Source organism: Micromonospora sp. NPDC048909, from assembly GCF_040649635.1.
Lineage (GTDB): Bacteria > Actinomycetota > Actinomycetes > Mycobacteriales > Micromonosporaceae > Micromonospora.
On sequence record NZ_JBEZFU010000010.1, the window covers coordinates 150,396 to 166,780 of the forward strand.

The 16,385-nt window shown below is 73.1% G+C and carries 16 protein-coding genes; 9 read left to right on the forward strand and 7 right to left on the reverse strand.

The window, feature by feature from the left end; all coding sequences use genetic code 11:
- Window positions 1-15 precede the first annotated feature (15 nt).
- The gene (locus AB0C04_RS24810) at window positions 16-381 is read right to left on the reverse strand and encodes a hypothetical protein (protein WP_357058524.1); all 366 of its coding nucleotides are present in this window, start codon (window positions 379-381) and stop codon (window positions 16-18) included.
- Between the two features lie 158 nt (window positions 382-539).
- Complete coding sequence (locus AB0C04_RS24815) at window positions 540-3,734, reverse strand: efflux RND transporter permease subunit (protein WP_357058526.1); 3,195 nt, start codon at window positions 3,732-3,734, stop codon at window positions 540-542.
- A gap of 336 nt (window positions 3,735-4,070) precedes the next feature.
- On the opposite strand from AB0C04_RS24815, the gene AB0C04_RS24820 reads away from it, so the two are divergent.
- Both AB0C04_RS24820 and AB0C04_RS24825 read left to right on the forward strand, forming a co-directional pair.
- Entirely contained in the window at window positions 4,071-5,099 is a 1,029-nt protein-coding gene (locus AB0C04_RS24820) for an aldo/keto reductase (protein WP_357058528.1), read from the forward strand.
- A 17-nt stretch (window positions 5,100-5,116) separates the two neighbouring features.
- Window positions 5,117-5,626 (forward strand): DinB family protein, encoded by a 510-nt coding sequence (locus AB0C04_RS24825; RefSeq protein WP_357058530.1) that lies wholly within the window; start codon window positions 5,117-5,119, stop codon window positions 5,624-5,626.
- A 21-nt stretch (window positions 5,627-5,647) separates the two neighbouring features.
- On the opposite strand, the gene AB0C04_RS24830 is transcribed toward AB0C04_RS24825, so the two are convergent.
- From AB0C04_RS24830 to AB0C04_RS24840, 3 genes are all read right to left on the reverse strand, one after another.
- The gene (locus AB0C04_RS24830) at window positions 5,648-6,829 is read right to left on the reverse strand and encodes a low temperature requirement protein A (RefSeq protein WP_357058532.1); all 1,182 of its coding nucleotides are present in this window, start codon (window positions 6,827-6,829) and stop codon (window positions 5,648-5,650) included.
- A gap of 269 nt (window positions 6,830-7,098) precedes the next feature.
- Window positions 7,099-8,649, reverse strand: coding sequence for a glycosyltransferase family 39 protein (locus AB0C04_RS24835; RefSeq protein WP_357058534.1), 1,551 nt, complete (start codon window positions 8,647-8,649; stop codon window positions 7,099-7,101).
- Window positions 8,650-8,739: 90 nt separating this feature from the next.
- Window positions 8,740-9,978 (reverse strand): MFS transporter, encoded by a 1,239-nt coding sequence (locus tag AB0C04_RS24840; RefSeq protein WP_357058536.1) that lies wholly within the window; start codon window positions 9,976-9,978, stop codon window positions 8,740-8,742.
- A gap of 68 nt (window positions 9,979-10,046) precedes the next feature.
- Between AB0C04_RS24840 and AB0C04_RS24845 the strand changes: the two genes are divergently transcribed.
- The 6 genes from AB0C04_RS24845 to AB0C04_RS24870 all read left to right on the forward strand — a co-directional run bounded on the left by AB0C04_RS24845 (window position 10,047) and on the right by AB0C04_RS24870 (window position 13,382).
- Window positions 10,047-10,544 carry a MarR family transcriptional regulator gene (locus AB0C04_RS24845; protein ID WP_357058538.1) on the forward strand — a complete coding sequence of 166 codons (498 nt, stop codon included), beginning with the start codon at window positions 10,047-10,049 and terminating at the stop codon, window positions 10,542-10,544.
- A gap of 82 nt (window positions 10,545-10,626) precedes the next feature.
- Window positions 10,627-11,142, forward strand: coding sequence for a DUF2087 domain-containing protein (locus AB0C04_RS24850; RefSeq protein WP_357058540.1), 516 nt, complete (start codon window positions 10,627-10,629; stop codon window positions 11,140-11,142).
- A gap of 57 nt (window positions 11,143-11,199) precedes the next feature.
- The gene (locus AB0C04_RS24855) at window positions 11,200-11,673 is read left to right on the forward strand and encodes a MarR family transcriptional regulator (protein ID WP_357058542.1); all 474 of its coding nucleotides are present in this window, start codon (window positions 11,200-11,202) and stop codon (window positions 11,671-11,673) included.
- A gap of 76 nt (window positions 11,674-11,749) precedes the next feature.
- Entirely contained in the window at window positions 11,750-12,175 is a 426-nt protein-coding gene (locus AB0C04_RS24860) for a DUF6069 family protein (protein WP_357058544.1), read from the forward strand.
- A 183-nt stretch (window positions 12,176-12,358) separates the two neighbouring features.
- Window positions 12,359-12,853 carry a GNAT family N-acetyltransferase gene (locus AB0C04_RS24865; RefSeq protein WP_357058546.1) on the forward strand — a complete coding sequence of 165 codons (495 nt, stop codon included), beginning with the start codon at window positions 12,359-12,361 and terminating at the stop codon, window positions 12,851-12,853.
- A gap of 103 nt (window positions 12,854-12,956) precedes the next feature.
- Window positions 12,957-13,382 (forward strand): Hsp20/alpha crystallin family protein, encoded by a 426-nt coding sequence (locus tag AB0C04_RS24870; protein ID WP_357058548.1) that lies wholly within the window; start codon window positions 12,957-12,959, stop codon window positions 13,380-13,382.
- 80 nt (window positions 13,383-13,462) lie between these two features.
- Here AB0C04_RS24870 and AB0C04_RS24875 read toward each other — a convergent pair whose 3' ends face one another.
- Window positions 13,463-14,362 carry a LysR family transcriptional regulator gene (locus AB0C04_RS24875; protein ID WP_357058550.1) on the reverse strand — a complete coding sequence of 300 codons (900 nt, stop codon included), beginning with the start codon at window positions 14,360-14,362 and terminating at the stop codon, window positions 13,463-13,465.
- A 71-nt stretch (window positions 14,363-14,433) separates the two neighbouring features.
- On the opposite strand from AB0C04_RS24875, the gene AB0C04_RS24880 reads away from it, so the two are divergent.
- Window positions 14,434-15,321, forward strand: a complete 888-nt coding sequence (locus tag AB0C04_RS24880) for a dihydrodipicolinate synthase family protein (protein WP_357058552.1) — start codon at window positions 14,434-14,436, stop codon at window positions 15,319-15,321.
- A gap of 6 nt (window positions 15,322-15,327) precedes the next feature.
- Here AB0C04_RS24880 and AB0C04_RS24885 read toward each other — a convergent pair whose 3' ends face one another.
- Window positions 15,328-16,341, reverse strand: coding sequence for a YafY family protein (locus AB0C04_RS24885; RefSeq protein ID WP_357058554.1), 1,014 nt, complete (start codon window positions 16,339-16,341; stop codon window positions 15,328-15,330).
- Between the last annotated feature and the right edge of the window lie 44 nt (window positions 16,342-16,385).

Sequence of the window (16,385 nt, forward strand, 5' to 3'; positions counted from 1 at the left end):
CTCAGTGGGACGGGGCTACTTGCCGACCCCGAGCTCGGCCCCGTAGAGCTCCATCACGCCCGTCGTCACGATGGTCGTCCCCGCCGGCGGCGCCTCGGAGAGGTACGCGTCGGTCCCGGTGGCCCCGCCAACGGTCGTGACCACGACCTTCTCGCGGACGTACGCCAACGGCTGGGGAACGGTGTAGACCCAGGTAACGCCCGCCGGGTCGTACAGCACCGCGGCATAGGGCACGACGCTCGCCGGCGTACCGGCCGATGGGCTCGGCGCTCCCGCCGGCGCCGCGCCGATGGTGAGGGTCCGGATGTCCAATCGCTGCGCCGCCCGCGAGCTCAGAACCACCTTCTTGACGTCCCTGCCGGGGATCGCCGACACGGTCACGGGGCTCTCCGAGTGTCCGCCCCCGGCGGCCGAGTCAGGCGCCGTACAGGCCGTCGAAGCCAGGCCACCCAACGTGATCAGCATCGCTGCTGTCCATCGACCACTGCGTCGCATGTGGCCGCCTCCTTGTCCGCGCATGGCACTCACCTGGTCCCCGGTCACGCCGGAGCCGGGTTCGAGGGTGTTTCCGTGCCCGCCGTACCGGCTCGTGGCGTGGGCGGGGGTGGTGAACCGCCCGGAGCTTCAGCCCGGGCCGCAGGGCTGGGCCGGACGGCGAAATGCAGGTACAGGACGGGAAGGACGATCAGGTTCAGCAGCGCCATCGTGACCAGGCCACCGAGGATGATCAGGGCGAGCGGGCTCACGATCTCGAGGCCCGAGACGCTGCCGTAGATCACCATGGGGAGCAGAGCCAGCCCCGCCGCCAGGATGCCCGTCACCGCCGCGGTGAAGTGCTGCCGCGACCCGAGTTCGACCAGCTCGGCACCGGACGTGACGCCTTCCTCTTCCAATCGCTGGTACCGCTTGATCTGCAGCAGGCCGCCCCGAACGGTCATGGCCAGCACGGTGAGCAGCCCGAGGAGCGCAACCACCGAGACGTCGGCCCGGTCGAGAGCCGCCAGTAGCAGCCCGCCCGCCAGTGCCGTCGGCAGGAGCAGCGCATACAGCGCCGCCAGCCGCCAGCTACCGAGGCCGGCCTGCAGCAAGAAGAAGATCAGAATCAAGGCGCCGATCACGTAGGTCCACACTCGGAGATCGGAACGGGCCTGCGCCTGCGCCTCTCCGAGCACCTCGAGGTGGTGCTCGCGGGGGAACGTCACCTGCTGGAGGCGATCCTTGACGTCGCTGGTGACGGCGCCCAGACCACGCCCTCGCACGTTCGCGACGACGTCCATGCTGCGGGAGACCTGGTCGTGGGTGATGACCTCCGGCTTCGCCACGACCCGGACGTCGGCGACATCGTCCAGGCGCACCTGGGTCGGGCCGCCGCCCGGTCCGCCGACCGGCGCATCGATCAGAAGGTTCTGGACGGTGGACAGGTTCTGGCGCACCTCGGGCACGCCCCACACCACGACCTCGAACACCTTCTGGTCGTCGAAGAGGTTGCCCGCGACGGTGGACGAGATGAGGGTGGCGGCCGCCCGGCGCACGTCGCCCGGCTTCAGGCCGTACTTCGCGGCCTCGGCGACGGAGACCTCGATCTGGACCGCGGGCGAGACCTGCGCGGTGCGTACCCGTGGCTCGGCGACGCCGTCGATGCCGGCGATGATGCCGAGCACCTCATCTGCCTTCTCGTTGAGAACCTCGTAGTCGTTGCCGTAGATGCGCACGATGAGGTCCTCCGCCGCACCGCGGGTCACCACCTCCCGGATCCGCTTGTCCGTGTAGGTGAACACATCGCTCTGCACGCCGGGGTAGCCATCCACCACCTGCTGCACTGCGGCGAGGGTGCCGGCGTAGTCGGCACCGGAGTCGACGCTGAGCCACACCTCGCCCGAGTCCATGTTGACGACCTGGTCCGACGCCAGGGCCCGACCGGTGTGTGCGCCTACGTTGCGCACACCGGGGACGGCACGCAGCTCGGCGCTGAGCGCGCTCGTGATCCGGTTCATCTCCGGCCGGGACGTGCCGGGCGGCGCCTCCCAGCTGATCAGTAGGTCCCGATCCTGAAGCGTCGGGGACAGCGGTCGCGCACCGAGGAACGGCAGTGCGGCCAGGCTGGTCACCACGAGGAGGCCGACCAGCGCGTAGGACCACACGGGCCGGCGCAGAAGCCGAGACAGCAGCGCGGCGTACGCCCATTGCAACGCTTGTGCGAGCGGAGACCCGCGCTGCGGCAGCGACGACCGGGAGAGCAGAACCGTCGCCAGCACGGGGGCGATGGTCAGCGCGACCACCAGCGAGACCACCGTGGCGGCCAGGAAGCCCTGGGCGACCGGTGTGAGGAACGCGCCACGCACCCCGTCGAGGACGAAGAGGGGCATCACCGACACGGCGGCGATCACCGCAGCGACGACGAGCGGGCCGCGTACCTCGAGGATGGCTTCCCGGATGATGTCGGAGACCGGCTCGTCGGACGCCTTCTCGCGGTGCCGCCGCAGCCGTCGCCGCACGTTGTCCACGCCGACCACCGCGTCGTCCACGACGATGGCGAGGGCCATCACCAGACCCGCCAGGGACATCAGGTTGAGCGCCACGCCGAACCAGGACAGCACCAGCGCCGTCGCCGCCACGGAAGCCGCGATGCTCACGAGGCTGACCAGCGCGGCGCGCCAGTCGAACAGGAACGCGCCGAGCGCCAGCAGTAGGAGGATGGCGCCGAGAATCAGCGTCGTGGTCAGATTGTCGACCGTCTTCTCGATGAAGGTGGCCGGCCGGTAGACCGTCGTGTCGATCTTGACGCCGGGCATGGCGGGGCTCAGCTCATCGAGCGCGGCCTCCACCTCCCGGGTCACGTCCGCGACCTTGGCCCCCGGGAACCTCTCCACCACGAGCATGAGGCTCGGGGCGTCGTTGACGACGGCGTCGCCGATGAGGAGCTGGTGGTCCTCGACGATCTGGGTGACATCGCCCAGCAGCAGCGCCCGGTCCTCGGCGCCCTGGATGGTGACCTTGCCAAGATCCTGCGCGGTCTTGATCGGCTGGTTGTGCTGGATCTCGATCCGCTGGTTGGCGGTGTCGATGAAGCCGCCCATGCCGGGCGTCGACGCCTCCACGAAGGTCAGCGGCGAGACCCACAGGGCGTTCGCGGACGTGCGCAGAACCTGGTCCAGCGTCACGCCGTTCTGCATCAGCTTCGCGGGATCGACCTGTACCTGAAGCTGCCGGTCGCGGAACCCCCAGATGGCCACGTTCGCCACGCCGGGGACGCTCAGCAGCCGCGGCACGATCGTCCAGCGGGACAGCAGCGACATGTCGATCAGTGAGCGGTCCTGCGACGAGAGGCCGATCATCATGAGCCGACCGGTCGACGAAAGAGGCTGCACCACCAGCGGTGGCCTCGACGAGGCCGCGGGCAGCATCGCGACCATGGTGAGGCGCTCCTGCACGACCTGCCTCGCCCGGATCGGGTCGGTGCCCGGCTCGAACGTCATCTCCATCGACGACAGACCGGGGATCGTGCGGGACTCGAGCTTGGCCAGCCACGGGATGCCGTTGAAGAACTCGTTCTCCATCGGGTTGGTGATCAGATTCTCGACCTCCTCGGCCGACAACCCGAGTGCCTCGACCTGCACGTCCACCCGCACCGGCCCGAACTCCGGCAGCGCCTCGACCGATGTGCTGCGGATCTCGTAGAAGCCGACGGCCATCAGGGCGACCGCGACGGCGAGTACCAGCCGTTGATACCTCACGCTCGCCCCAGCGATCCACAGCATCATCGCCCTGGACCTCCCTGCCGGAGACTCGATGCTTGCCGACCAGGGCCAAAGATTGACGTTGCCTGCTCACTGTTCGCTCACGGCTCGCTCACACCGGGCTCACAATCGGCGGCTCGATCCTGCGGTCGCGCCGTCGTACCTCGTGAGCCGTGCGGCGGGGGCCGTCTCCGGCCAGGTCAGCTACCTGGCCGGTGGGCCGGTGGACTGACCACGGCGACCCGGGCAGGGGAGGCGGCACCGCCGGGGTGCCCCGGCGGGTGCCACGGCCGGGTGCGAAGATCAGCGCCGTCCCTCGACCGGAAGGAAGACATGCGCTACCGCACCCTGGGCGCCACCGGCACGGTGGTGTCGACCCTCTGTCTGGGCACGATGACCTTCGGCGCGGAGACCGACGAGGCGGGCAGCTTCGCTCAGCTGGACCGGTTCGTCGAGGCGGGCGGCACCTTCGTCGACACCGCCGACGTCTACTCCGCGGGGGTCTCCGAGGAGATCGTGGGGCGCTGGTTGCGCGCCCGACCCGGTCTGCGGGACCGGGTGGTGATCGCCACCAAGGGGCGGTTCCCGATGGGCCAGGGCGCGAACGACGCCGGTCTGTCCCGGGTGCACCTGACCCGCGCGCTGGACGCCAGCCTCCGGCGGCTCGGGGTCGAGGCCGTCGACCTCTACCAGGCGCACGCCTGGGATCCGCTGACCCCGCTGCCGGAGACGCTGCGGTTCTTCGACGACGCGGTGAGCGCGGGCAAGATCCGCTACGCGGGGGTCAGCAACTTCACCGGCTGGCAGTTGCAGAAGGCCGCCCTGCTCACCCAGCACCTCAACCTCACCCCGATCGTCACCCTGCAGCCGCAGTACAACCTGCTGGCCCGGGAGGTCGAGTTCGAACTGGTGCCGGTCTGCGAGAACGAGGGCATCGGCATCCTGCCCTGGTCACCGCTGGGTGGCGGCTGGCTGACCGGCAAGTACCGGCGCGACACCGCACCCGTCGGGGCGACGCGGCTCGGCGAGAACCCGAAGCGCGGTGTCGAGGCGTACGCGCCGCGCAACGCGCAGGAGCGCACCTGGCGGATCATCGACGCGGTACGCCAGGTCGCCGAGGATCGCGGCACGTCCATGTCGGCGGTGGCGCTGGCCTGGCTGGCGGCCCGGCCTGCGGTCACCTCGGTGATCCTCGGGGCGCGGACCACCACGCAGCTCGACGACAACCTGACCTCCGCCGACCTGCTCCTCGACGCGGAGCAGACCCGGCTGCTCGACGAGGCGAGCACTCCCGTGGTGGGCGACTACCCGTACGGCCGGGCGGGCGTGCAGCAGCGGGCCCGCGACCTGCCGACCGGCTGAACCACCCTGGAGACGCGATGACGACGCCCTTCCCCTCGCCCACCGTTCCCGCCGACAACCGCACCGAGGTCTTCCTGCGCTACCTGGACTTCTTCCGGGAGTCGGTGCTGGCCAAGGTGTCGGCGCTGCCCGAGTCGGAGCTGCGTCGCAGCAGCCTGCCGTCGGGGTGGACCCCGTTGGAGCTGGTGAAGCACCTGCGCTACGTCGAGCTGCGCTGGATCGAGTGGGGCTTCCAGGGCGCGGCGGTCGCCGAGCCGTGGGGCGACCGCCGCGGGGACCGCTGGCACGTCACGGCCGAGGAGACGACGGCGGAGCTGGTGGCGGCGCTGCGTGCGCAGGGCGCGCACACCAGCGCGGTGGTGGCGGCGCACGATCTGGCGCAGGTCGGCGCGCCGGGCCCGCGGTGGGACGGCGCGGAGCCCGCGACGCTGGAGCGGGTGCTGTTCCACCTGCTCCAGGAGTACGCGCGCCACCTCGGTCACCTCGACATCGTGACGGAGCTGGCCGGCGGCGCTACCGGAGAGTGATCCGGCGGGTCGGTGACCCGGTCAGCCCGGTCGGCCACGCAGGACGGGCGGCATCGAGCGGCTCATCACCACGTCACCGACCGCGATTCCGGCCAGCACCAGCACGGCCGCGACGGCGACCAGCACCGGCGGCCAGCCGCCCGCCCAGGGCATCAGCGCCCCCAGCAGCAGCCAGGCGGTCCGGTGCCAGGCCAGCACGCCGGTGATGAAGTACGTGAACAGGGTGCGTCCGATCAGGAACACGGCAGGTCCCCCGAAGAGCAGCGCGAGCCAGCGCACCGGTGTGTCCCCGGTCGGCCGGATGATGACCAGGTCGAACCCGGCGGCCGTGCACACGATGCCGACCACCATCACCAGGTGGGTGTACGGCCCGAGCCGGGTCGCCCGGCCGAGGAGCCGAGCGGACGACGTGTGCAGGAAGGCGTTGGCCCCGAAGACGTAGATCTGCCAGAGCAGCAGCATGGTGATGAAGGCGATCAGGAAGGCCGCCAGCCGGGCGGCGGCGAAGCCCGAACTGCTGATCTCCAGGGTGGGCACCAGGATGATGTCGCCGAGCGCCAGGATCATGAACTGCTGGTACCGCTCGCCCAGGTGATCGCTCGTCTGCGAGTACTGCCCGGCGGGTACCCGACCGAGCCCGGGGGTCGGATACCGCGCCGCGGCCGAGAGGTAGTCGATGACCACCGCGGTGATCCAGAGCGGCCATTGCAGTCGGTCGGGCAGCAGCGCCCCGGCGATCCAGAAGCCCCCGGAGACCAGGAACCAGAAGAGGAACCGCGCCGCGCGCTGCTCGGCCAGCCGGTGCCGGTGCTGGCGCAGGACGCTGACCAGGATCACCCCCCGCACCAGGTGCGGGATCACGTACGCGACGGCGAAGATCAGCGCGTGTCCGTCGGACGCCAGCGGCAGCGCCGCGGCCGTCGCCACGGAACCCAGCATGGTCACCATCAGGATGGCCTGGAGCGGACGCTGGTCGGGGTCGTAGAAGTCGGTGGTGGTCGCGGTGATCGACCAGGTCCACCAGATCGCCATCAGTGTCAGCAGGATCTGCCCGCCGCCGGTCCATGACCCCCGCTCGGCGACCAGCATCGAGACCAGCGCCAGGGCGGCCACGAAAACCACGTCGAAGAGCAGCTCCAGCAACGTGGCGCGGGCCGACCCGTCCGGTCGGCGCACCAGCTCGGTGCTGCCTCCGGTCGTCATGCCCGGCCTCCTGCCGCATCCGGCATCGCCCCGTCGCTTCCGCCTCGCGGGGCGACGCCGGCACCGCGTACCGCATCGGTCGCCGGCGCGGCCGTGGCGCGCCCGGTCACCCTCAGCCGCGGCGCCGCGTCTCCGAGGATTATCGGCGGGTGGCGCGCGGCTCGTCCCGGGATCGGCTATTCCCGCCCGCCCTTGCTCGCGCCCTCCCCAGTAGGCCGATCCCGCAGCCGCCGGCGGCCGACCGTGTCGACGCCAGCGCAGCTCCGCGGCTAGCCGGCGTGCCGAACCTCGGTCTCCCAGATCTGCGCCCACGGTCGGCGCAGCCCGGTGCAGACCCAGATCGGGCCACCGTTCTCCTCGTTCTCCACGTCGACCCGCTGGTCGACCCGGCCGGCGAGGTCGACCTCGGTGAACCAGTCGCGCAGCCGCTCGGGGCGGTCCCAGCCGACGGCGATCACCACGTCCGCGTCGGCGGGTGGACGGCCGAAGTCGGCCATGCTGTTGTGCCCGGAGTAGGCGGGTGGCAGGCCGCGGGCCGGGCCGTAGCGGGCGAGGGCGCCGGCCTCGCCGTAGTTGCCGGTGAGGATGACCGCCCGTGACCGCTGCTCGGCGGGGAGCGCCCGGTGCACGGCGGCGACGGAGTCGGCGAACGCCGGCCAGCCGATGGTCTCGCCGGCGTCGTAGTTGACCTCGACGACGAAGGCCGGCAGCTGGTCGGCGGGCAGGGTGGGCAGCAGCAGCACCGCGTTCGGGGCGACCAGCGGCAGCACGCCGAGCACCAGCAGCCCGCGGCGCAGGCCGTTCGCACCACGAGCGGCCCAGGCGGCGGTGACCACGGCGCCGGCGGCGGTGAGCACCAGCAGCAACGGCGCGTCGTAGTAGCCCTTGCCACCGGCGACCAGCACGACGCCGATCACCACGAGACAGGCCCAGGCCATCGCCCGGTACGCCCGCCAGGCCGGCCGGCGCAGCAGCGCCACCAGCCCGGCGACCCAGATCGGCACGGCGTACGGGCTGATGATGACGAACTGCAGGGTGAGCGCGTCGAGCCGGCCGCTGTAGGAGCTGTCGCCGTCGGAGATCGAGGCGGCCACGGAGAGCTGCGGGAACCCGTGCGCGGCCTGCCAGATCAGGTTCGGGGCGGCGAGCAGCAGGAACAGGCCGGCGGCCGCGAGCACCCACCGGTCGCGCAGCAGCGGGCGCGGCCCGGCGATCGCCACCCCGGCGAGCAGGCCGACGGCGAGCAGCGCGGGCAGCAGTTTGTTGAGCATGCCGAGGCCGAGCACCAGCCCGATGCCGATTGCCCACCGGGTGTCGCCGGTGCGCAGCAGCCGCACCGCGCACAACGCCGCGCCCAGCCAGACCAGCATGTCGACGGTGGTGGTGCTGAGCAGGTGGCCGCTGGCCAGCACCAGGCCGGAGGAGCCGGCGAGGAACGCCGCGAAGCTCTGCGCGCCCCGGCCGGCGCCGAACTCCCGGGCGATCGCCGCGACGAGCAGGACGCACCCACCGGCGATCAGCGCCGACGGGGTGCGCAGCGCCAGCAGGCTGCCCGGCGCGACGGTGTCGACGAGCCGGGCCAGCGCGGGGACCAGCGGACCCTGGTCGACGTAGCCCCAGTCGAGGTGCCGGCCGGCGAGCAGGAAATACAGCTCGTCGCGGTGGTAGCCGTAGCGGTTGGCGAGCAGCAGCAGCACGGCGCTCACCACGCCGGCGACCAGCCAGGGACCGCGGGCGCGCGGGCCCTGCTCGGACGGCGCGCCGCCGGGTGCCGGCTCCGGCTGACGCGGGTGGTCCAGGTCGGCTACGGATTCGGCCACGTCCATATCATGGCCCGCACCCGCCGGTCCGCGGCGCCCCGTCGGCCCCGTCGAGGGTCACGGATCGGCCACGGGCTGTGGGGGACCGCGTCACCGCGCGGCGACGGTCGCCCCGGCCGGTTCCGGCGTGGCCGGCGCCGGCCAGGCCAGCCGGCGTACACCGGGCACCAGCGCGGTGCCGGCGCAGGCCACCAGGACCAGCACGCCGGCGGCGGCCAGGGGCGCCGGCTCGCCCCAGGCCCGCGCGGCGAGCGGCGCGAGGGCATAGCCGACCGGCGTCGCCCCCAGCGACACCAGCCAATCGTACGAGGTGACCCGGGCCAGCACCTGGGGCGGGAACTGGCTCTGCACCACGGTCTCCCAGACCGGGTTGAGGTAACCCAGGGCGGCCAGCGCGATCCCGTACGCGACGACGACGGCCGGGGCGGGCGCGGCGACGGCGAGCAGGACCAGCGGTGCGGCGTAGCCGGCCAACCCGAGGTTGGCCAGCAGCACCGGCCGGCGGGGCCGGAGCCGACCGGCGAGCACCGAACCGGCGAGCATGCCGACCGCCCCGGCCTGCAGCATCAGCAGCCAGACGCCTTCGCCGCCGAGCCGGTCCACGGCGACGGCCGGGCCGAGAGTGATCAGCACCGCCGCGGCGCCGTTCCACACGCCGTGCGCGAGCAGGCTGCTCCAGAACCAGCTCCGGGCGCGTACCTCGTGCCAGCCGTGCACGAGGTCGGCGGTGAGCGACCGGCGCGCGGGCTGCGGCACGTGCCGTACCCGGATGACCGCGAGCAGGGCGGCGCTGAGCGCGAAGGAGCCGGCGTCGAGGACGAAGGCCCAGCCGGGCCCGGCGGCCCAGATGAGCGCGCCGGCCAGGGCCGGGCCGGCGAGGCGGCTGGCGTTGGCGGTGGTCCCGAGCAGCGCGTTGGCGTGCTGCCGCTGGGCCGGGTCGACGGTGCCGGCGACCAGCGGGGACGCGGTGGGCAGGGCGAACGCGGCAGCCGCGCCGCCGAGCGCCGCGGCCACCGTGATCGACGTCAGCGACGGGTCACCGCCGAGCAGTTCGATGCCGACCACGAGTTGGGTGGCGCAGCGGGTCAGGTCGGCCAGGATCGCGACCCGGCGGGCGTCGAACCGGTCGGCGAGCACGCCGCCGAGTGGGAGCAGCAGCAGCCGGGGGACCATCGCCGCCCCGAGGACGAGGGCGATGGCGGCGGTCGAGCCGGTGGCGCGCAGCACGGCGAGGACCAGGGCGGCGGGGACCACCGCGTCGCCTACGGCGGAGACGGTACGACCGAGGAAGAGCAGCCGGAAGGTGCGCAGGCGCAGGGGATGGCTCATGGAGAGAAGATACTTCGACATCGAACGTTTCGGCAACGAATAATTCGGCATCGTAGTACCATGGGCCGGTGACCAGCGAGGACTACACCGATCGGCACGTGCAGCGTTGGCTGCCGGTGCTGCCCGACCTCGACCCGGACGTGGAGGGCGCGGTGACCCGGATGGCCCGCCTGACCCGCCACCTGCGCACCGTCAAGGAACGGGCGCTGGCCGACGTTGACCTGGCGGCGCACGAGTACGACACCCTGCACGCGCTTGCCGGCCGAGGAGGCCGCGCCGCCCCCAGCGACATCGCCGCCGACCTCGGCATGGCGCCGGCCTCGGTCACCGCCCGGGTCGACACGTTGCTCCGGCGGGGATTCGTCGAGCGGATCCCGTCCACGACGGACCGGCGACGGGTCGACGTGGCGCTCACCGAGGCCGGTCGCGCGGCCTGGCGCGCGGCGATGGATGCCCGGGGAACCGAGGAGCACCGGCTGCTCGGCGCGCTCGACCCGGACGAGCGACAGCTCCTGTCCGACCTGCTGCGCCGCGTGCTGCTCGTCGCCGAGCAGCCGCACGACTGACCGGCGAGCGCCCCGCGTTCCGTGCGCGGGCGACGGTGAAATCGCCTGGCGCCGCGCGCGGCGACGCTGGCAGGGTGACGCCATGAGCACACAAGCGCTGGCTGGTTCGCTCGCCGAGGACGGACGGCGGCGGGTCTTCGCCGCGATCGTGCTCGGCGCGACGGACGTGGCACAGGTCGCGACCCGAGCCGAGTTGCCCGCCCGGGAGGTGGTGACCGCCGTCCGCAGACTCACCGACGTCGGCCTGGTCACCGACGCCGACGGCACGCTGGCGGTGGACGCCGGGCGACTTCGCGAGCTGGCCCGCACCCCGCGGCCGGAGCGGCCGGTGGAGCAGCCGGGGGACGCGGTGCTGCGCACGTTCCTGCGCGACGGGGTGCTGGTCGGCCTGCCGGCGCAACGGGGGCGGCGGCGGATCCTGCTGGAGCACATCGCGGTTCGGTCGTTCGAGCCGGACACGTCGTACCCCGAACGGGCCGTGGACGAGGCGTTGCGCCCCTGGTGCGTGGCCGGCGGGTCCGACCACGTCACGCTGCGCCGGTACCTGGTGGACGAGCAGCTGCTGACCCGGGAGCGGGGTGTCTACCGGCGACCGTGAGCCGCCGGTCCGGGAGGAGACGATCCCGACCAGGACCATCTTGTTAGCCTCCCTGGCATGACCTCCCGTTCGGCCGGCGACAAGACGCCGGACCTGCTGCTCCTGCTCTCCTGGGCGAGCCATGCGCTGATGGTCGAGCAGGCCACGGCCCTGGCCGAGCTGAACATCTCCCCCCGGGCGCACTGCGTGCTGCGGCAGGCGCAGGGCGGCGAGCTCACCCAGCGGCAGATCGGCGATCTGTGCGGAGTGGACAAGACCACCATGGTGGTGACCCTGGACCAGTTGGAGGCCGCGGGCCTCGCGCAGCGCCGGCTTTCGCCGACCGACCGGCGGGCCCGCCTGGTGGCCGTCACCCCGGAGGGGGAGCGGGTCCTGGAGCAGGCCAGGGAGATCGCCCGACGCATCCAGGACGACGTGCTCGCCGCCCTGCCCGACGGCGACCGGGAAGCCCTGCTGCGCGCCCTCGGCACCCTGGTGACGGGCCGCTTCGCCGGCGCTCCGGGGTGCGGGCCGGCGAACCCCGTCCAATAGTTCCGGGAAAGATAGTCCCGCGCAAGACTATCTGCTACGGTCGCAGTTGTTCGTTGCTGCCGACCGAGGAGGCGCCATGAGCGCGACCGCACCGCCCGCGAGCACGTCCACCCCCACCACCACCTCGTCGCTGCGGCGGCGCGCCGCCGGCGTGGCCACCGCCGTGCTGGCCTGCGTCCTGATCTGGGCCGTCGGAGAGTTGGCCGGGGTCGACTTCACCATCGAGTACCCGGAGCAGCCCGCCCGGGTGATCGGGCCCGGCGCGGTCGTCACCGCCTCCCTCGGCGCGGCCCTGCTCGGTTGGGCGGCGCTCGCCGCCCTGGAGCGCCTCACCCGGCGGGCAGGCGTCGTCTGGACCGTGCTGGCTGTCGTGGTGGCGCTGATCTCGCTGGGTCCGGTCTTCGGCACCGAGGCCACCGGCGGCGCGAAGCTCACGCTCGGTGCGATGCACCTCGCGGTGGCCGCCGCGCTGATCTCCCTTCTGCCAACCCGCCGCCGCTGACGTCACCGATCCCAGGTGCACTTTCGACCTACTGCCGCGCGACCGCCGGCCCACCCACGGTGGGCCGGCGACGCGCCGGCTCGACCCCGCCACCGGCAACCAACCGACCATGGCCGAGCCGGAGCCGACCGCCCATACCGGTCGGTGCCGAAACTCCGTTGACCGGCGGGTGACGATCGGCGGGTGACGACGACAGGTTTCCAGGCGGCCTGGGTGGTGGACCCGGCTCGGCCCGACCAACCCGACGCCGCGACCATGCTGTGGGAGTACTACGAGGAGATCGTGGCGCGCTACCACCGCCGCCCGCTGCGAGCGGGTGAGGTCGAGGCCGCGATGGCCGAGTTTCCCAGCGACGATCTGGTCGCCCCGACCGGGATCTTCCTGGTGGCCCGGCACGAGGGCGGCCTGGCCGGCTGCGCCGGGCTGCGGTTCCGGCCCGGCTGGGCCGAGCTGACCCGGGTCTACGTCCGCCCGCAGCGGCGCGGACGCGGCGGCGGCGCGGCCCTGCTCGCCGCGGCCGAGGCGCGGGCCCGTTCCGCCGGCGCCGACCGGATCCGGCTGGACACCCGCAGTGACCTGGTCGAGGCCCGGGCTCTCTACGCCCGGCACGGCTATGTGGAGATCCCGGCGTACTCCCGGGACGAGTACGCCGAGCACTGGTTCGAGAAGTTGCTCTGAGCGGTTGACGACGACGGCCGGTCGCGCTAAATAAAGAGATGGAACTTGAGTCCCCCAGACTCAACCCGACACCTTCGGCCAGGAGAACCGAGGAGGCAGAACAATGCTGATGCGTACCGACCCGTTCCGTGAGATCGACCGCCTCGCCGAGCAGTTCTTCGGCACCACCACCCGTCCGGCGGTCATGCACCTGGACGCCTACCGCGACGGCGACCACTTCTACGCGGCGTTCGACCTGCCGGGCGTCGACCCGGAGAGCATCGACTGCACCGTCGAGCGCAACGTGCTGACCGTCCGGGCAGAGCGGCGCCGGCCCACCGGCGACGATGTCGAGCTCGTCGCCGCCGAGCGTCCGATGGGGACCTTCACCCGACAGGTCTTCCTCGGCGACACCCTGGACGCCGACAACCTCGAGGCCGGCTACGAGAACGGGGTGCTGACACTGCGGATTCCGGTGGCGGAGCGGGCGAAGCCGAGGCGGGTGCCCATCACCCGCAACGGCAACGGCCGCAAGCAGATCAACGCCTGACCAGCACGCGCGGTCGGGGCGGCCGGACCGGGTCGTCCCGACCGCGCTTCCTGCCGGTCAGCGGGTCAGAACTGTCCCGGTCAGCGGGCCAGGAACTCGTCGGTCGCCGCCCGGATCGCGGTCACGAAGGCGGCCACGGCCGGGTGGGCGGCGGCGCCCCTGCGGTAGGCGACCCGGGTGCGCCGCCGGGTCGGCAGCGGCAGCAGCCGGACCCCACCGGGTGGGTCCGCGGCGGCGAGCTGCGGCACCAGCGACACGCCCTGCCCGGCCGCGACCAGCGCGAGCACGGTGGCGAAGTCGTCGGCCTGGTGCCGCACCCGGGGCGCGAAGCCGGCGCTGCGGCAGACGTGCAGCGTGACGGTGTGGCAGAGAGTCCCCGGGCTGGCCATGACCCAGCCCGCGTCCCGCGTCGCCGGTAGCGGGTCGGCGTCGTCGCCGGCCGGTGCGGCGGCGGGCATGGCGAGGAAGACCGTCTCGTCGAGCAGCGGCACCGCGTCCAGCGTCGGGTCCGCCTCGGCCGGCGCCACGTCGTAGTCCTGCAGCAGCCCCACGTCGAGCCGCCTCTCGCGCAACGCCGCGGGGACGGCGACCGGGTCCAGTTCGGTCACGGTCAGCTCCAGGCCCGGGTGCTGGCGACCCAGCGCGACCAGGGTCGCCGGCAGCAGCGTACGGACTGCGGTCGGGAAGGCGCCGATGCGCAGCGGACCGGTCAGCCCGGTGGCGACGGCGGCGAGGGCGGCGGTGGTCTGCTCCAGCGCGGCGAGGACCGCCTCGGCGTGCGTGACGAGCACCCGACCCGCCGCGGTGAAGGTGACCCGGCGGCCGGTGCGTTCCAGCAGCGGCACCCCGGCCTCCCGCTCCAACGCCGCGAGCTGCTGGGAGACCGCCGACGGGGTGTAGGTGTGCGCCTGCGCGACGGCGGCGATGGTGCCGAGGCGGGACAGGTCGCAGAGCAGGCGTAGCCGGCGCACGTCGAGCATCAGTTCAGCTTACGCATCTGCCAAGGAATGTGAACTGGACCTTACCGGTCCGGATGTCGGACGCTGGGGTCATGACGCTCTCCGGTGTGTACGTACCGCTGATCACCCCGTTCGACGCCGCCGGCGCGGTCGCCCACGCCGCGCTGGAAGCTCTCGCACACCAGGTGCTGGACGCCGGCGCGGCGGGCCTGGTCGCGCTCGGCACCACCGCCGAGCCGGCCTCGCTAGGCCCGGCGGAACAGCGGGCCGTGCTCGACACGCTCACCCGGGTCTGCCGGGAGCGCCAGGCACCCCTGCTGGTCGGCGCGAACACCCCGGCGGCGGTGACGGCTCTGGGCGAGCGTCCCGAGGTGACCGCCGCGCTCAGCCTGGTGCCGCCCTTCGTCCGTCCCGGCGAAGCCGGGGTGGTGGCGCACTTCGCGGCGCTCGCCGCGGCCAGCCCGGTCCCGCTGGTCGTCTACCACGTGCCGTACCGCACCGGCCAGCAGCTCCGCGCCGACACCCTGCGACGCCTCGCCGAACTGCCCGGCGTGATCGGCGTCAAGCTCGCCGTCGGGGCGCTCGACACCGATGCCGTCGACCTGCTGGCCGACCCGCCGGCCGGCTTCGCGGTGCTCGGCGGCGACGACGTGGTCATCTCCCCGCTGCTGGCGCTCGGCGCGCACGGCGGCATCCTCGCCTCCGCGCACCTCGCCACCGCCGGTTTCGTGGAGCTGGTCGACGCCTGGCAGGCCGGCGACGCTGGGCGGGCCCGGGCGCTCGGCCACCGGCTCTGCACGCTGTCGGCCGCGCTCTTCGCCGCACCCAACCCGACCGTGGTCAAGGCCGTCCTGCACGCCGAGGGCCGGATCCCGACCGCCACGGTACGGCTGCCGCTGCTGCCGCCCGACGACGCGACGGTCGCGGCGGCGCTGGCCCGCCTCGCCGGCGTCGACACCCCGGTCGGCGCGCGGACCTGACCGGGGTCAGCCAGGCCCCTCGTCCGCCACCGGCTCGACCGCGACGGGGGCCGGATAGAGCGCGGCGAGCCGGTGCGCGGTGGCGGTGAACCGCTCACACAGCTCGGCGGGGGCGAGCACCTGCACCTCGGCGCCGAGCTTGAGCAACTCGATGTGACCGTGCTTGACCGACTCGATCGGCACGGTGGTGAGCAGCCAGCCGTCGGCGTCCGGCTCACCGGCCGCCGCCCGGGCCGCCCGGCTCATCGCCGGCGGAAAGACGTACGCCATCAGCTCCAGCGCCGCCACGCTCATCCGCACCCGGGCCTCGGCTCGGTAGACGCTGCGCTCGTAGCCGTCGGCGTGCTCCTGCCAGCAGCTGACCAGGTCGAACCCGTCCGGCCGGTCGACCAACTCGTCCAGCACGCTCAGCTCGAGAACCGCTCCGACCCGGTAGGTGCGCACCTGCTCATCGACCGCGGCCACCAGGTACCAGCGGCCGGCCTTGAGCACCAGACCCAGCGGCGAGAGGGTGCGGGTCACCTCGCGGGGCCCCCGCGACCGGCGGTAACGCACCCGCACCTGCCGGTCCGCCCAGACCGCCTCGGCGAGCGCGGCCAGGTGCGGGGTGGGCTCCGGCTCCCGGAACCAGGTCGGCGCGTCCAGGTGGAAGCGCTGCCGGATCCGCCCGCCCCGGTCGGCCAGCTCGGCCGGCAGCGCGGCCCGCAGCTTCAGCTCGGCGGTGCTCAGCATCGACCCGAGCCCCAGCTCACCGGCGGGGCCCGGGACGCCGGCCAGGAAGATCGCCTCGGCCTCCCCGGCGGTCAACCCGGTCAGCCGGGTGCGGTAGCCGTCGACGAGCCGGTAGCCGCCGGCCGGGCCGCGCTCGGCGTAGACCGGCACACCGGCCTCGCCGAGCGCCTCGACGTCGCGGTAGACCGTCCGGACCGACACCTCCAGCTGCGCCGCGAGCTCCTGGGCGGTCATCCGGCCGCGGTTCTGCAGGAGCAGCAGTAGGGAAACCAGTCGACTGGCGCGCACCGCCCGACGGTAACCGGGCGGTCCGACCTGATCGCCGTCGGGCG

Excerpts from the sequence above, each read along its gene's own strand:
- AB0C04_RS24840 (WP_357058536.1), bottom strand. The coding sequence starts at position 9,978 with ATGAGCCATCCCCTGCGCCTGCGCACCTTCCGGCTGCTCTTCCTCGGT.
- AB0C04_RS24860 (WP_357058544.1), top strand. The coding sequence starts at position 11,750 with ATGAGCGCGACCGCACCGCCCGCGAGCACGTCCACCCCCACCACCACC.
- AB0C04_RS24830 (WP_357058532.1), bottom strand. The coding sequence starts at position 6,829 with ATGACGACCGGAGGCAGCACCGAGCTGGTGCGCCGACCGGACGGGTCG.
- AB0C04_RS24825 (WP_357058530.1), top strand. The coding sequence starts at position 5,117 with ATGACGACGCCCTTCCCCTCGCCCACCGTTCCCGCCGACAACCGCACC.
- AB0C04_RS24880 (WP_357058552.1), top strand. The coding sequence starts at position 14,434 with ATGACGCTCTCCGGTGTGTACGTACCGCTGATCACCCCGTTCGACGCC.
- AB0C04_RS24850 (WP_357058540.1), top strand. The coding sequence starts at position 10,627 with ATGAGCACACAAGCGCTGGCTGGTTCGCTCGCCGAGGACGGACGGCGG.
- AB0C04_RS24855 (WP_357058542.1), top strand. The coding sequence starts at position 11,200 with ATGACCTCCCGTTCGGCCGGCGACAAGACGCCGGACCTGCTGCTCCTG.
- AB0C04_RS24875 (WP_357058550.1), bottom strand. The coding sequence starts at position 14,362 with ATGCTCGACGTGCGCCGGCTACGCCTGCTCTGCGACCTGTCCCGCCTC.
- AB0C04_RS24870 (WP_357058548.1), top strand. The coding sequence starts at position 12,957 with ATGCTGATGCGTACCGACCCGTTCCGTGAGATCGACCGCCTCGCCGAG.
- AB0C04_RS24820 (WP_357058528.1), top strand. The coding sequence starts at position 4,071 with ATGCGCTACCGCACCCTGGGCGCCACCGGCACGGTGGTGTCGACCCTC.